This window comes from Variovorax sp. PvP013, from assembly GCF_050435945.1.
Lineage (GTDB): Bacteria > Pseudomonadota > Gammaproteobacteria > Burkholderiales > Burkholderiaceae_C > Variovorax.
In genome coordinates this window covers 1-13454 of the sequence record NZ_JBNDLF010000020.1, presented here as the reverse complement: position 1 = coordinate 13454, position 13454 = coordinate 1, and the positions used below count along the sequence as shown (strand labels likewise).

The window sequence follows — 13454 nt, the reverse complement described above, 5'->3', positions numbered from 1 at the left end:
GCCTGGACAACGAGCTCTTCTACATGGACAAGACCCTGATGGTCTTCGGCGACGCCAAGAAGGTCGTCGAGGACATGGGCAAGGCCATCGAATGACGAGTCATTTCTGACTGCCTTTCCCCACTGATCCGGAGAACCGTTATGAACGTGACTTTCATCGGCGTCGGAGCCATCGGCCTGCCCATGGCCCTGCAGATCCAGCACGCCGGACACTCGGTGACCGGCGTCGACCTGTCGGAAACCGTCATTGCCAATGCCACGGCAAGCGGCATCCGGACCATGAATGATTTCAGCGCCGCTCCTGCGGCCGAGATCGTCGTCGTCATGGTCGCCACCCCCGACCAGCTGGCGGATCTGGTCGGGCGCGTCCAAGGCTCGGTGCAGGGTCAGCTCTGGGTGATCATGTCGACCGTCGGCCCGCAGTCGGTGCGCGAACAGGGTGAGATCCTGGTACGTGCGGGCGCACGCGTCGTCGATGCACCCGTCACCGGCGGCGTGGCCCGGGCCCGGACGGGGGCACTCGTGATCTTTGCCGCCGGAGTGCCGGACGACGTGGCTTTGGCTCGGCCGGTGCTCGACGCCATGGGCACCGTGCGCGTCACGGGCGATCGCCTGGGCGATGGCCAGAGCATCAAGGTGGTCAATCAGCATCTGTGCTCAATCCACATCGTCGCCGCGGCCGAGGCCCTCAGTCTGGCGCGCTCGCTGGGACTCGATCCGGCGACCGTGCTGCCGCTGATCGAGCACGGCGCAGCGGGGTCGTGGATGCTGTCGGACCGCGGTCCGCGCATGGTCGCCGGAACGGATGTCGAAGTCACCAGCAGCATCAACATCTTCGTCAAGGACAGTGGGCTGGTGGCCAGCGCGGGGCAGGCCTGTGGTGCGACGTTGCCGTTGCTCGAGATCGCCAACGCTCGTTTTATCCAGGCAGCAGGGCAAGGGCTCGGATTGCGCGATGACAGCCGTGTCATCGAGACATGGAAATGACTGACGGAGCCGGCGGCTGAATATTGCGTCCGCCAGACGATTCAGAAGGCAGGCCGCCACCTCATGCTCCAGACCTTCGCCATCACCGGTCCGATCTACGTCGTCATCGCACTGGGCTTCGCGGCGGGCCACCTCGTCTTCAGCAAGCCCGACATGCGCGTCCTCGGCACCTACGTGGTCCGCTTCGCGCTCCCGGCGCTGGTGTTCACCGCGCTGTCGCAGCGCCCGGTCGGCGAGGTGCTCAACGCCCGTTACCTGCTCGGCTACGCGGTCGGCTCGCTGCTCATGATGACGGCGGGACTGCTGTGGGCCTGGCGCCGCCAGGGCAAGGGCTTCACGCTGAGCGCGCTGTGCGGACTGGGCGTCTCCAGCTCCAACAGCGGCTTCATCGGCTACCCGATCGCGATCCTGGTGGCCGGGCCGGCGCCGGCGGCGGTGGGGCTGGCGATGTGCATGCTGGTGGAAAACCTGCTGATGATCCCGCTGACGCTGGTCATGGCCGACAGCGGGCATGCGAGCAAGGGCAAGTGGCACCGCATCCTGCTGCAGTCGCTCGCCCAGCTCTCGCGCAACCCGGTGATCCTGGCCATTCTCGGCGGCATTGCCGTCTCGCTCACCGGCATCACGATCACGGGTTTCCTCGCGCGCTCGATCAACATGCTGGCCACGTCCTCGGCGGCGGTCTCGCTGTTCGTCATCGGCGGTACGCTGGTGGGCCTGAAGACCAAGGGCATGCGGCGCGACGTGACCTCCATCGCGCTGGGCAAGCTGCTGCTGCATCCGCTGGCGGTGGGCACCATGATGTGGCTGCTGCCGCCGGATGACACAGACTTGCGTGTGGCAGCCGTGATCTTCGCTGCCACGCCAATGCTCAGCATCTACCCGATCCTGGCGCAGAAGTATGGTTTCGAGGAGATGTGTGCGGCGGCGCTGTTACTGGCCACCGTGCTGTCGTTCGGAACCATCAGCCTTGTCTTGTGGGTCATCGATTACGGACTGGGGTGGCACTTCTGACAACGCAATCATTGAAGTTTCACCGTGTTCATTACATACGCCGGGCAGATCCCCAGAAGCTTTAGAAACGAAGATGGCAGGGTCAGATGACCCTGCTAGGTCTGATCGATGATTTCCGCTTGTTGCCCGAGCCTGACGGAGATGCAGTGCTATGAGCTTGGAATGCGCTCTTTGGTACAGATCACCTGTTGGGGTTGAGCTTGAAATTAATGGCAGTAAGTCGAACTCGGACAATCAAAAACCGTAATAGGTTTTCACGCTTGAGTTGTAGGCATCGTCATATTGAGGCGCGTTGTCGCCTGAGAAGCGAGGTGCCCCTTCCAACTGGGCTCTGTTCAAAGGGACCACATATCCTTCTTGTGCCGCTTCGTACTGGAGCATGTGCCAAGGGATGGGATACCGATCAGTTCCCACACCTAGCAAACCGCCGAACTCCATCACAGCGTAATGCACTTTGCCCGACTTCTTTTCGATCACGAGGTGATCGATCGTACCGAGCTTGTTTCCATCGCTGTCGTAAACGACGGTTCCTTCAATCTTGGCAGATGAAATGACGGTACGAGCGGAATCGTCGATATCCATGTCTATCACTCCTTGAGCCGACGAGGCTGGGTTACCGGCGTTGATTGAAACTTCCCAGCAAAATGAAGTATCTCTTGAAAAATGGGTCTTTCCAATACATGTCACGCTGCTGCTGCACCCGCTGGCAATGAGTAACATGGTGTGGCTGCTGTTGCCCGACGATTCCGAACTACGCGCAGCAGCTGCGGCTTTGCCGCGATGCTGATGCTGATGCTGATGCTGATGCTGATGCTGATGCTGATGCTGATGCTGATGCTCAGCATTTACCCGATCTTGACTCAGAAGTATGGTTTCGAGGAAATGTGTGCGGAGGCGCTTCTGTTGGCGACTGTACTGTCGTTCGGAATGAGCAGTCTCGTGATCTGGGTGCTTGGCCATGGCTTAAAGTGACAACTTTCACATAATGCCATTTCACCGAGTAGCTTTTTGTAAAGCCATTTAAAGGTGCTGCGCCCAGTCATCACAGTTCATTCGACTGGCAGCACACTTCATTTATCGGTCAATGCAAAGAAAATAAGCATGTTGGATTAGAGACAAAGGTGCGAAGCAGAATGGAGTCAACCCTGACCTTGCGCATCGATCCCTACAGCATCCGGTTGTTCGTGTCCGCCGCCCGCGCGGGCTCGATCCTGCGCGCCGCCGAGCAGGAACACATCGCCGCGTCGGCGTTGAGCCGGCGCCTGGCCGACCTGGAGCACGCCTTTGGCACCGCCTTGCTGGTGCGCTCGCCACGCGGCGTCGTGCTCACCGATGCCGGACGCCTTGTGTTCGATCGCGGTGCCAAGCTCGACGACGACCTGCAGGCCCTCCTGCGCGAAGTGCAGAGCGAGGCCGGCGAGATCCGCGGCACGGTCCGGCTGCACGCCAACATGTCGGCCGTGATCGGCTTCCTGCCCGAACGGCTGCAGGACTTCCTAGGCCGGCATCCTGGCGTGAAGGTGTCGCTGCACGAAGCCGACACGCGCGACGTGATCCGTGCCTGTCTGGACGACCGCGCCGACGTTGGCGTCGGCGTCGAGACGCCCGTCGCCTCCAGCCTTGACGCGTGGCATTTCGCCGACGACCCGCTGCAGGTGGTGCTGCCGCTCGGTCACGTCCTGGAAGCAGTGCGGACGATCGGCTTCGCCCGGGCGCTGGCGCACCCGGTCATTGGTGTCCACCAGGGCGGCGCTCTGGACCGCACCTTGCACGAGCGTGCCGAGGCGATGCGGATGCATTTCGCGCCCACGGTCTGGGTGAGCAGCTTCGACGCCGTGTGCCGGATGGTCGAGGCCGGTCTGGGCATCGCCGTCATTCCGCGCAGCGCCGCCGCGGCCTACGCCGGCAACCCCCGTTTCGTGCGTCGGCCGCTGGACGAGCCCTGGGCCGCGCGCAGCCTGCAGCTCTACGCACTGCGCCGCAATCCGCAGCCACGGGTCGTGCAGGCGTTGATCGAAGCGCTGCGCGGGTAAACGAGGATCTCGCGACTTGCGAGAGCCCCTATGCCGTCTTGGCGCTTGGCGCGGTCGGCCTTGGCCACGACCATCCGGGCATGACAGCCCTCGCGCCCGCCGACGAACCTGCCGACGACCTGGCGATGCGATTCGTGCCCCGCATCCTTTTCCTCAGCCAGTCGCCCGACGCGATCCGTGAGGTCCTGTCCGGCCGGACCGTTTTTTTGGGTGACGCCCTCCCCTTGCGCGACGACGTCTCGACCGACGAGATCACACCGATCGCCATCCTGACCCACTACGACGACGCGCTCGGCCGTTATCCGTACTCGGGTTTCGAAGCCGCGGGCGAGACGCCTGTCGGGGTCGGTGCGATCCGCGCCTCGGGCGTCGAGGTGGTGGTCGCTGGCAAGCGCTATGGCAAGGGCTCGTCGCGCGAACACAGCCCAGCGGCTGAGAAGCTTGCCGGGGTCCGCCTGGTCATCGCCGAGAGCTTCGAACGAATCTACCGCCAGAACGCCGACAACATCGGTCTCTTCACGTCCACCGACTTCGGCCTGATCGATCGGATCGCCGCGGGCGAGGCGATCGCGCTTAACGAGCTGGTCGCGGGGCGTGACGCATTGGCCGGCGCCATCCTGCGTAGCGGCGGGCTGCTGCGCTTCGGCCAAGCCCACATGCGACGGATCCGCAGCGTCCCCGCGACCAGCGACCGGCCGCGCACGCTGTTCGAGAAGATCGTCGAGCGCCACGGGCTGGCCACCGGACTCACCACGGCCGACCCGGCGCCGGGCGACGGCGCCTTCGTGCGGGCCCACTGGCGCTTCATCCACGAGTACTACACCGGCATGGCCGCGCACATGCTGCACGCCACCTTCGGCCGGCCGCTCGCGCTGCACGATCCGGCGACGATTGTGGTCTTCGAGGACCACACCTCCTACGTCGAGGAGAGTCCAGCCCACCTGCGCGGCGGCCTGGTGCCCAACGTGCACCGCATGGTGCGGGCGCAGCGTGACTTCGTGGCGGCGTACGGGCTGCGCAGCCACCGCACCCTGACCGAGACGGAGGCCGCCGCCGACGACGGCCGCAACGTCGCGGGCATCTCGCACGCCATGATGGCCGAGCATTACGCCCTGCCGGGCCAGGTGGTGGTCGGGACCGATTCGCACACGCCCCACAGCGGCGCGCTCGGCTGCGTGGCTTTCGGCGTCGGCACCACCGACATGGCCAACGCCATGATCACGGGTGCGGTGCGGCTGACGGTGCCGCAGTCGCTGCGCATCCTGCTCGAGGGCCGACCCGCGCCGGGCGTGACGGCCAAGGACATCGTGCTGCACCTCCTGGCCCGGCCGTTCATCCGCGCCGGCGGCGGCGTGGGCAAAGTGTTCGAATTCACGGGTCCGGCGATCGCCGGCCTGACCACCGACGAGCGCGCGACGCTCACCAATATGACCGCCGAGCTCGGCGGCTTCACCGGCATCGTCGCCCCCGATGCGGAGACGGTGCGCTTCCTGCGCGAGCGGCGCGGCATCGACGTCGCGATCGAGCCCTGGATGCACAGCGACGAGCGGGCAATCTACGCCGGGACGATCACCGTCGACTGTGCGGCCGTGCCGCCCATGGTGGCGTCGCCGGGCGACCCGGGCAACGGGATGCCGCTGTCGCAGGTGCCCGCACCGGTGCGCATCGACATCGCCTACGGCGGCTCCTGCACGGCCGGCAAGCGCGAAGACTTCGACCACTACCACGACGTGCTGCGCTGGGCCGCCGATCGCGGCCTGCGCGTGGCGCCGGGGGTGCAGCTGTACCTGCAGTTCGGTACGACCGCGGTGCGGGACCATTGCATCGCCTCCGGCTACCTCGAAGCCTTCGAGCGCGTCGGCGCGCGCATCCTGCAGCCCTCGTGCGGGGCCTGCGGCAACTGCGGACCCGGGGGTTCGGTGGCGGCGGGGCAGATCACCGTGAGCGCGATCAACCGCAACTTTCCAGGCCGTGGCGGGCCGGGCCAGGTCTGGCTCGCGAGTCCGCCCACCGTAGCGGCCAGCGCGATCGCCGGTGAACTGCTTTCGTTCGAGGCGCTGCAGCGCCGGCACACACATCCCACAACAGGAGACACCCCTTGAACCCTTCGAACATCCGGCGCGCGCTGTCGTCGCTGATCGGCGCGGCGCTGCTGGCAGCCTCGGTCGGCGCGACGGCGCAGTCCGCGGCCGCCGACAAGCCCATCCGAATGATCGTGCCGCTGGCGGCGGGCTCCACGGTCGACGCCGTGGCGCGGGCGCTGGCTCCGGGTTTCGGCCGCGCAACGGGCCACCCGGTGGTGATAGAGAACCTCGTGGGCGCGGGCGGCATCCTCGGCACGGCGCAAATCGTGAAGGCGCCCAGGGACGGCCTCACGTTGGGCATGATCTCGTCGAACCACGTCATCAATCCCGGAATCTACAAGAGCGTTCCCTACGACAGCCTCAAGGACATCACGCCCATCGCCGTGTTGGCCACGGTGCCCCTGGTGCTGGTGGTGAACCCGGCGGTGCCGGCGAAGAGCCTGCAGGATCTGATCGCGCTCGCCAGGGCCAAGCCCGGGACGCTGAACTACGGCTCCGCCGGCAACGGCAGCACGCTGCACCTAGCCGGCGAGCTGATGGTGAGCGAGACCGGCATCGACATGAAGCACGTGCCCTATCGTGGCACGGGACCGCTCGTCACCGACCTGATCGGCGGCCAGGTGCAACTCGGCTTCGTCTCGGTATCGCAGGTAGCGCCGCACGTGAAGTCCGGCGCCCTGCGGGCGCTGGCGGTCTCGACGACCCGGCGTTCGGCCGCCCTGCCCGACGTGCCGACCATGGCTGAAGCCGGCGCGCCGCGCTATGGTTTCGACGCCTGGATCGCACTGATCGGCCCCGCAGGACTGCCCAAGGCCCTCGTGGACGATTACGCCGCGGCGATCAAGGCCGCCCTGGGTTCCGTTGAGGCCCAGTCGGCCATCTCAGGCCAGGGCCTCATGGTGCTCGATACCGGCCCTGAGGCAGCCCCCGCCTTCCTGCAGGCCGAACTGGCGAAGCACCAGAAGCTCGTCCGGCAGTCCGGCGCCACGCTGGACTGAGCCGGGGACGCGCATGACCACCGCCGACCTCTGCGACCGCGCGGGCGCCGCAGCGCGCGTCTGCCCGGGACCCTGGCGTCTTTACGGGGGACGCCGTAGCGTGGCTGGCGCGATCGCGACGGTGCGCACCTTCAAGGATGCCCAACCGATCCGGCTGCGGCTCGCACAACCCGGCGAGGGCCGCATCTTGGTGGTGGATGCGGGCGGCTCCCTGGACGTGGCGGTCCTGGGTGACCGCATGGCGACCCTGGGACTGGCCAACGGCTGGGCGGGTGTGCTAGTCCACGGCGTGGTCCGCGATGCCGAAGCGTTGCGAAGGCTGGATTTCGCCGTCTTCGCGCTCGGGACTTCGCCGGCGCGTGCAACGGAACTATTCGCTGAAGCTCAAGGGCGCATGTTGACGATTCAGAATGTCATGTTCACGCCCGGCGACTTCGTCGCCATGGACGCTGATGGCGTGGTTGTCGTGACGACGGGCATGGCTCAGGACACTGAAATGAGCGGCACTGAGTAAGCACGGCAAGTTGTCCAATCGATAAAGGCGAGGTTGATCGTCTCTGCAGATTGTTTTGAAGAGCGGCTCAAAGCTGCAAAGGATCGATTTGCGTCGACTAAATCTGTTGATAAATCACAGATCATGACCGCTACCGGCCAGAAGCGGTCTTTCAACGCCCCAAACCGACTAGACCGCTTCAGACTGTCTGCAGCCGCTCAGTGTTAGCAGGTGAACGTCGGCTCAAGCCGAAACCGGTCGAACGATCATCAACACGGCGGATGTCCATGAGCGCGGGCGTGGTTGCGAATGACGCAGGCACCCAACCGGCCGTTGATAGTCTGAAAACTACTCGCGGTGCGATTTCAAGCGTGGTTAACGAGTAACCGATTTAAGTTGGCCGTCAACTGGTCCTCGACTCCTGCGGTAGACATGGACCAAACCTCCGCCAGCTCGCTGCACACCTTCCATGCGTCCCAAGGTTTTAAAGGCGCTGAACCATCTAACGTAAAGGGACCGTCGGTCTCAGGCAGCACCCTGTCAATCGGCATCCTTGCCGCTAGACCCCGCCCCTTTTCGCCAGCCAACATCGCCGGCCCTACGCTAAACCAGCATCCCAACCTTATCGCCGCTTGGAGTTCCGTAAGTCCGCCTGAGAACCAGTGAAGGACAGGCAAGCCAACCGAGCCGGCTTGAGCAAGGAGTTCTACCGTCCGTCCAGCCGCTCCGCGGGAGTGAACGCTGATGACTCGCCCCCCTTGTCTCGAGCACTCAGCAAGAGCTGCTCGAAAGATGCGTTCCTGCAAAGCAAGGCTCGCCCGAAATCGCATCGAGCCATCCAGTCCAATCTCGCCGATGAACCGTGCGTTCGCAATACTGCCGACGAGCTGACCGAGCTCCATGGCCTTGGCCGACGCGACCTCCGGGTGCAGTCCAAGGCCGACCTTGATGTTCTCTAGTCCTGCGAACACGCGCGAGGTGGCCACATAGGCTCTCGGACTGGTAGTGACAACCAACGTGAACTTGTTGCGTGTGTTGGTCTCGCGCGCCAGCACTAGCCCGTTCTGGTACAGGTCGAGATGGGAGTGGAAGTCAATCACAGGACTTTGTGATCGCGAAGAAGGCGGCCTAGTTCGGCCAGCCCACGCTCAACAACGCCTTCGAACGCTACGCGCTCGATGGGGCTCGCGAAAGCAGCAAACTGTCCCGCAGTGAAGGCGCGCACGCCGCTCTCCTCAACCTTCATCACGGCAGCCGCGACAGCGGCCACATCGTTGGCGCCACGTTCAGCTTGAGCGGCTTTCAGATCGGTGAAGTGGTAGGCCTTAGGGGTTGTGTCGGCAATGCCCGAACATAAGAAGGCTGACCTTCGTACAAGGCAAGGGACGCAGCGACCACAATGTTGCAACCCATACACCGCATACCGACCGCAACTCGTCGACTGCCCTGCCAGCTCGGAAAGGCGAGGCCTATCAAGGCAGCGCTCCATCATTTCCGCCTTCGTCAGCGCTGCATACGGCAATTGAAGGCTGGCTGGGATGCCTAGGCGCGACCAGATGCCCTGAAGTCGACGCATGAACACCGGGTGGGTGGTCTTCGTACTCAGGCTGCCTACACGTCCGGCGTTCAGAGGGACATTCAGGCTGATAAGACCGTTCTCCGGAACGACCACATCGACCGCGTTACTGCCAGTGGCGTCGGCGTGGCTGTCAGCCGCGAGCGCTGCGAATGCGAAGAACACGATAGACCTGCCACGCGTGGAACCTTCTCCATCGCGTTGCGGTTTTAGCCAGATGTTCTGATTCCACTGAAGATGGCGATCACCACCGCCGAGTGTTCGCGCGTAGAGGACTTGAGTTTCCGAGTCACCCTTGGCAATGTGTGAGACGAAGATGGGGGAACGCCTACCCGCGGTCAGGTCGAGCGCCCCAACCAGACTGTCCAACCCACCGGAAAGAAGCGACACGCAGTCCGCGTCATGGACCACGCGATGCTTGGGAATCGGCGGCGGGTAGCCTCCCTCCAGAAAGCTGATGTGCCAGAAGTCGCCGGTCAAAAATCGTAGCGTCTGCTCGATGTCGTCCGTCAGCTCCGCGAACGGTGCGGGCTCGTATAGAACCACTTCCAGTTCAATTACACGCGTCCAGCCATCGGCCGACGGGCTGCGTTCTACGGCGTGGTCAGCGGCGTTGACAGCAAGGGCAAGGGTGAGGAAGTCCCAACTTGCTACACCAGGTTCGACACCTGCGCGCTTGATGTCCTGTATGAGCGAAGCGCCCACGATGCTGACGTCCGGGAGTCCATCGTGCCCGTACATCGAGAAGTACGTGACATCGGCGGAACGATCCTCGGGGATGGCGTCCTTGGGTGCACAAAAAACCTTGGTCATAGGTCCGCCTCGAAGAGCTCGAACGTCATCTTCAACGCCTCCTGAAGAATCGCGTCGAGCTGGTTCCGCGTTGGGTTCGCAACCGTGCCTTTCAACATGTCTATGTGCAGACCAATCTCGTTCTTGAGGAAGCGCCTCATCTCTCGCTCACGAATCACGACAGTTGTTGGGTCAATCTGAGCGCTCTCGAAGATGGGCCCCAAGTCGAAACACAGACGATTGGCGGCTTCGATGGCCAGGTACCCCTTCATCAGCTCCCAAATGTCGCTGACGTTCATGGCCAAGGGGTCTACGCTGGTGTCGTCCCTCAGTAGCTCGTGCAGCGCAAGCGCCATAGCGTCACGGAATGACTCTTCGTCAGGGCTTCCACCTGCCGGCGCCAACTCACGGACGATGGCGTCCACCACGTCTTCAGCCGACGGATTAGTGGCTTGTAGGTTCTCAACCCACTGGCGAGCTTCGCTGGACACGCCTTGGCTTGCCGCCTTCAGGAATGAGAAAAGCGACGACCCGGCTCGAGTGGAGGCGCGCATCCGGCTCGACGCAGCCTGCGCTCCGCCACTTCCGCGCCGCGAGTAGTGCCCCAAGGCCTTGCGAAGGTGCTGTGAGTCACCGTTCCTGAGGAACTTGCCCATCTCCCGACGGGCGTCCCCATAGCGGGCCGGTGGCGCGACACCAGCTGCACCCGGAGGTGAAACTGCGGGTTCCGCGTCCCCGGGGGGAACCGACCCTCCGCCGCCAACCGCCCCGGCAACGTCATCGAGCCACGGTGGATCAAGGCTCACGCCAGACCCTGGTCCTGCACTTGAGGTGGACGTGCCCATTACTTCACTCCCTTCTGGAGGTACTGGCGCGACTTGGCCAACGTCTCGGAGTCCTCCGCCCAGTTGCTAAGCAGGGCCCGAGCCCAATCCCTCTGCCGAAGCAACGGCATCAGTGCCACATGGCGCTTGTTGCCCGGAATCTCGGCGAACACCGATGCGAGTTGAGCTCCCAGCTGCTGATGAGCGTCAGTGCAGTTCAGACATCGAACGATGTCTTCCTCCTGCCACTGGTCCTCTCGCGCCTTGCGCACCGCCCGGTTCAGGATTCGTGACACATCTCCCTCGCCAAGGGCCGCCAATCTAGGCACAAGCAGCTTCGACACCTCGGTTGCCTCCATGGTGGCCTCCAGCAGCTTCTTAGCTTCTGCGGACAACTCGTCGTAGGCCGCCAGACCCAAGCTGCGGTCTCGGCTGAGATGAAGGATGGGCCGTAGGTCTTTTGTCGCGAGCTGTGGATTCAGCCTGATCCACTGCTCATAGAAGTCACCAGTCCAGGACGGATGCGGCGGCTCGTACTTCTCTGCGGCCTGGGCCGCCTTCTCTACGCTAGCGAGGAACGTCGCCTTGCCATCAGCGCTTGACGCGACCGACTTGGCCAAGAATTCGAAGGCAGCGCTTGAAGCACACCGTTCGAACAGTTGAAGCTTCACCAACTCCTGCAGCGCCAGAGGCATGTCCATCGCAGCGGCGACAGTTTGCCGAATCATCAGGTTGTTGAGAAAGCGCTTTATGAGACGCGGGTTGCCCGCGATTTCGGCCGAGGTCACAAGCAACGGCGCAAGTTGATCCGCGATGTCGAGCTCTCTGGCCACAGCCGCCTTGGCAGCCGCGAACGCCTCATCGAGGAACTCTCGTGAAATGCCTGCTTCCCAGGACTTTCTGAGGCGCGCAAGAACCTCAGCTTGGCCGCTCGCCTGGACCTCCTTCGACATTCGCCCCTGCCGAACAGCCAAGTCAGTCAAGAGCAACGCCAGATAGGCCTTGACTTCGTTCACACCGAGCCGCGGCACGCGCAAGGGAATCTGAATGAGCTTGTCGAAGTAGCTGGTGACCAGACCCTCCTCGATTTCTACGCCTTTGAAGTGAGCTCGGACTGCCCCGCGAATCATGCTTTCGTCGGCGGCGATGAGGAAGGCAGTTCTCTTGACGTGAAGAAGCAATCGCATTGCCTCCAGCGTGCTGATCGCTGTGGTCGGAAGGCATCGGTCGAGGTCGTCGACAAAGACCACCAGGTGCACGTCGAGCTTCTCCAACAGCTCCTCGAAGGCCTGGCGGAGGCCCTCAATCTCCTTGGGCAGAGAGGTTTCCTTCTTCTCGCCGATGATGTCCTTGAGTTCGGGGCTCAGCTCTGAGTACGCCTCCTGCACAGCTTTGAGGTTTTCAGCGCGCTTCTGTTCGTCGCTCAGGCCCTGAACCAAGCCACTGACGGCGCCGAAGAGCGTTCCCAGTGGGCCCGCAGCTACGGTTCCGACCGCGACGTGTGCGATGACCGGCGCAGCAAGTCGACCAACCTTGAGAAGCTTGACTCTCTTCGCGAAGTCCAGCGCCTTGTCAAGAAAAGTTTTGCGCTTCTTAGCTTCCTCAACCAAGCGGTCGGATACCGCCTGAAGAAGCGCCTGGCGCGCGTCCTCGTAGCCTTGATACAGCCATGCGTTGAACTCCATCAGGATGTGCGAGGATTCCTCGCCATCCTTCTTGGTTCCCGCCTCGAGGTGCGCGCGGACATGCTTCACTAGCGTTGACTTGCCAGCGCCCCATCCACCGGAGATTCCAATGGTCAAAGGCGTATCCCCAGCATCCCGTATGAGGGTTGCGGCCGCGTTGGCGACCAAGCCAAAGTTCAGCAGGTCAACCTCGGCCTCGATGTCGTGCCACATCTCCATTCCTCCCTGATTTCTTCGCTGCCGTTGGAGGCCGGATGCGGTGCATCGAACGCGTTGTCGCGATGCGTTAGCTCTTGGTCCCCTCGCACGCGTGGCTCGCTCTATAGCAGGAACTGAGCGGGCCGATCCAGCCTGACCGAACAACTGTAACAGGGCTTATCGGGTGCCTCATTCGTGCTGGCGCGGCCGACTGGCGAGGTCGCTTTTGACTGATCTGTGGCCGAGAGCTGGGTGCTGCTCAGTCCCAAGGACTACTTGCTGCAGCTTTGAGGGCCATGTTGAACCTTCGCTTGGCCACCATCGTGCACGGCAGCTTTGAGACCTTGGGGCTACCTCCGCTTTGGGGCGGGCGAGTCTGCCGCACTAGCAAGCACGTGTCGTTCACGGCGCGACATGGAGAGGTAGCGACGGGATGGCCGCTGTGCCACCTTTCGGCGAAGGTCATGGTGGCACCGGGCACTGTGCCGAAGGTCGGCTTGCTGGTGGTCAGCGTGAGTCGGCCACATTACCGTGACCGGCGGCAATCGCTGCAAAGCGGACGTTTGGAAAAATCTGCTGGATGACAGCAGTGAGCCCAAAGCGGGCTTCTTTGGTCAGCCATCAAGCCAATCACGATGTTGATAAATCACAATCTCCAGTCTTATCATCAACTGCTTAGGGAGACGCTGATCAATAGGTTGTCTCGGGCACAGCTTGTGCGTGCCTGAAGCCGTTGTAAATCGCAGGACCCTCCACCCATGAGCCAACGCA

12 protein-coding genes are annotated in these 13454 nt (G+C 63.2%); 7 read left to right on the top strand and 5 right to left on the bottom strand.

Going from position 1 to position 13454, the window contains the following annotated elements:
- Positions 1 to 140: 140 nt before the first annotated feature.
- Positions 141 to 986 carry an NAD(P)-dependent oxidoreductase gene (locus tag ABID77_RS22440; protein ID WP_429600692.1) on the top strand — a complete coding sequence of 282 codons (846 nt, stop codon included), beginning with the start codon at positions 141 to 143 and terminating at the stop codon, positions 984 to 986.
- A gap of 63 nt (positions 987 to 1049) precedes the next feature.
- A complete protein-coding gene (locus ABID77_RS22435) occupies positions 1050 to 2000 on the top strand; it encodes an AEC family transporter (protein WP_429600690.1) in 951 nt (316 codons plus the stop codon).
- Positions 2001 to 2234: 234 nt separating this feature from the next.
- Here ABID77_RS22435 and ABID77_RS22430 read toward each other — a convergent pair whose 3' ends face one another.
- Positions 2235 to 2582 (bottom strand): PRC-barrel domain-containing protein, encoded by a 348-nt coding sequence (locus tag ABID77_RS22430; RefSeq protein ID WP_429600689.1) that lies wholly within the window; start codon positions 2580 to 2582, stop codon positions 2235 to 2237.
- A 141-nt stretch (positions 2583 to 2723) separates the two neighbouring features.
- Here ABID77_RS22430 and ABID77_RS22425 point away from each other — a divergent pair, with 141 nt between their 5' ends.
- The 5 genes from ABID77_RS22425 (at position 2724) to rraA (ending at position 7629) form a co-directional block, all read left to right on the top strand.
- Entirely contained in the window at positions 2724 to 2972 is a 249-nt protein-coding gene (locus tag ABID77_RS22425) for a hypothetical protein (protein ID WP_429600687.1), read from the top strand.
- A 161-nt stretch (positions 2973 to 3133) separates the two neighbouring features.
- The gene (locus tag ABID77_RS22420) at positions 3134 to 4033 is read left to right on the top strand and encodes a LysR family transcriptional regulator (protein ID WP_429600686.1); all 900 of its coding nucleotides are present in this window, start codon (positions 3134 to 3136) and stop codon (positions 4031 to 4033) included.
- 80 nt (positions 4034 to 4113) lie between these two features.
- Positions 4114 to 6135, top strand: coding sequence for an aconitase family protein (locus ABID77_RS22415; protein WP_429600684.1), 2022 nt, complete (start codon positions 4114 to 4116; stop codon positions 6133 to 6135).
- Positions 6132 to 7115 (top strand): Bug family tripartite tricarboxylate transporter substrate binding protein, encoded by a 984-nt coding sequence (locus tag ABID77_RS22410; protein ID WP_429600682.1) that lies wholly within the window; start codon positions 6132 to 6134, stop codon positions 7113 to 7115. The genes ABID77_RS22415 and ABID77_RS22410 overlap by 4 nt, the downstream gene beginning before the upstream one ends.
- A 13-nt stretch (positions 7116 to 7128) precedes the next feature.
- Complete coding sequence (gene rraA / locus ABID77_RS22405; protein ID WP_429600680.1) at positions 7129 to 7629, top strand: ribonuclease E activity regulator RraA; 501 nt, start codon at positions 7129 to 7131, stop codon at positions 7627 to 7629.
- A 344-nt stretch (positions 7630 to 7973) separates the two neighbouring features.
- Here rraA and qatD read toward each other — a convergent pair whose 3' ends face one another.
- The 4 genes from qatD to ABID77_RS22385 all read right to left on the bottom strand — a co-directional run bounded on the left by qatD (position 7974) and on the right by ABID77_RS22385 (position 12698).
- Positions 7974 to 8708 carry a Qat anti-phage system TatD family nuclease QatD gene (gene qatD, locus ABID77_RS22400; protein WP_429600678.1) on the bottom strand — a complete coding sequence of 245 codons (735 nt, stop codon included), beginning with the start codon at positions 8706 to 8708 and terminating at the stop codon, positions 7974 to 7976.
- Positions 8705 to 9997 carry a Qat anti-phage system QueC-like protein QatC gene (gene qatC / locus ABID77_RS22395; RefSeq protein ID WP_429600677.1) on the bottom strand — a complete coding sequence of 431 codons (1293 nt, stop codon included), beginning with the start codon at positions 9995 to 9997 and terminating at the stop codon, positions 8705 to 8707. The genes qatD and qatC overlap by 4 nt, the downstream gene beginning before the upstream one ends.
- Positions 9994 to 10632 (bottom strand): Qat anti-phage system associated protein QatB, encoded by a 639-nt coding sequence (qatB, locus tag ABID77_RS22390; RefSeq protein ID WP_429600675.1) that lies wholly within the window; start codon positions 10630 to 10632, stop codon positions 9994 to 9996. The genes qatC and qatB overlap by 4 nt, the downstream gene beginning before the upstream one ends.
- A gap of 188 nt (positions 10633 to 10820) precedes the next feature.
- A complete protein-coding gene (locus tag ABID77_RS22385) occupies positions 10821 to 12698 on the bottom strand; it encodes a KAP family P-loop NTPase fold protein (RefSeq protein WP_429600673.1) in 1878 nt (625 codons plus the stop codon).
- Positions 12699 to 13454 lie beyond the last annotated feature (756 nt).

Coding starts and splice junctions, on each gene's coding strand:
- ABID77_RS22440 (WP_429600692.1), top strand. CDS start 141: ATGAACGTGACTTTCATCGGCGTCGGAGCCATCGGCCTGCCCATGGCC.
- ABID77_RS22435 (WP_429600690.1), top strand. CDS start 1,050: ATGCTCCAGACCTTCGCCATCACCGGTCCGATCTACGTCGTCATCGCA.
- ABID77_RS22430 (WP_429600689.1), bottom strand. CDS start 2,582: ATGGATATCGACGATTCCGCTCGTACCGTCATTTCATCTGCCAAGATT.
- ABID77_RS22420 (WP_429600686.1), top strand. CDS start 3,134: ATGGAGTCAACCCTGACCTTGCGCATCGATCCCTACAGCATCCGGTTG.
- ABID77_RS22415 (WP_429600684.1), top strand. CDS start 4,114: ATGACAGCCCTCGCGCCCGCCGACGAACCTGCCGACGACCTGGCGATG.
- rraA (WP_429600680.1), top strand. CDS start 7,129: ATGACCACCGCCGACCTCTGCGACCGCGCGGGCGCCGCAGCGCGCGTC.
- qatC (WP_429600677.1), bottom strand. CDS start 9,997: ATGACCAAGGTTTTTTGTGCACCCAAGGACGCCATCCCCGAGGATCGT.
- qatB (WP_429600675.1), bottom strand. CDS start 10,632: ATGGGCAAGTTCCTCAGGAACGGTGACTCACAGCACCTTCGCAAGGCC.
- ABID77_RS22385 (WP_429600673.1), bottom strand. CDS start 12,698: ATGTGGCACGACATCGAGGCCGAGGTTGACCTGCTGAACTTTGGCTTG.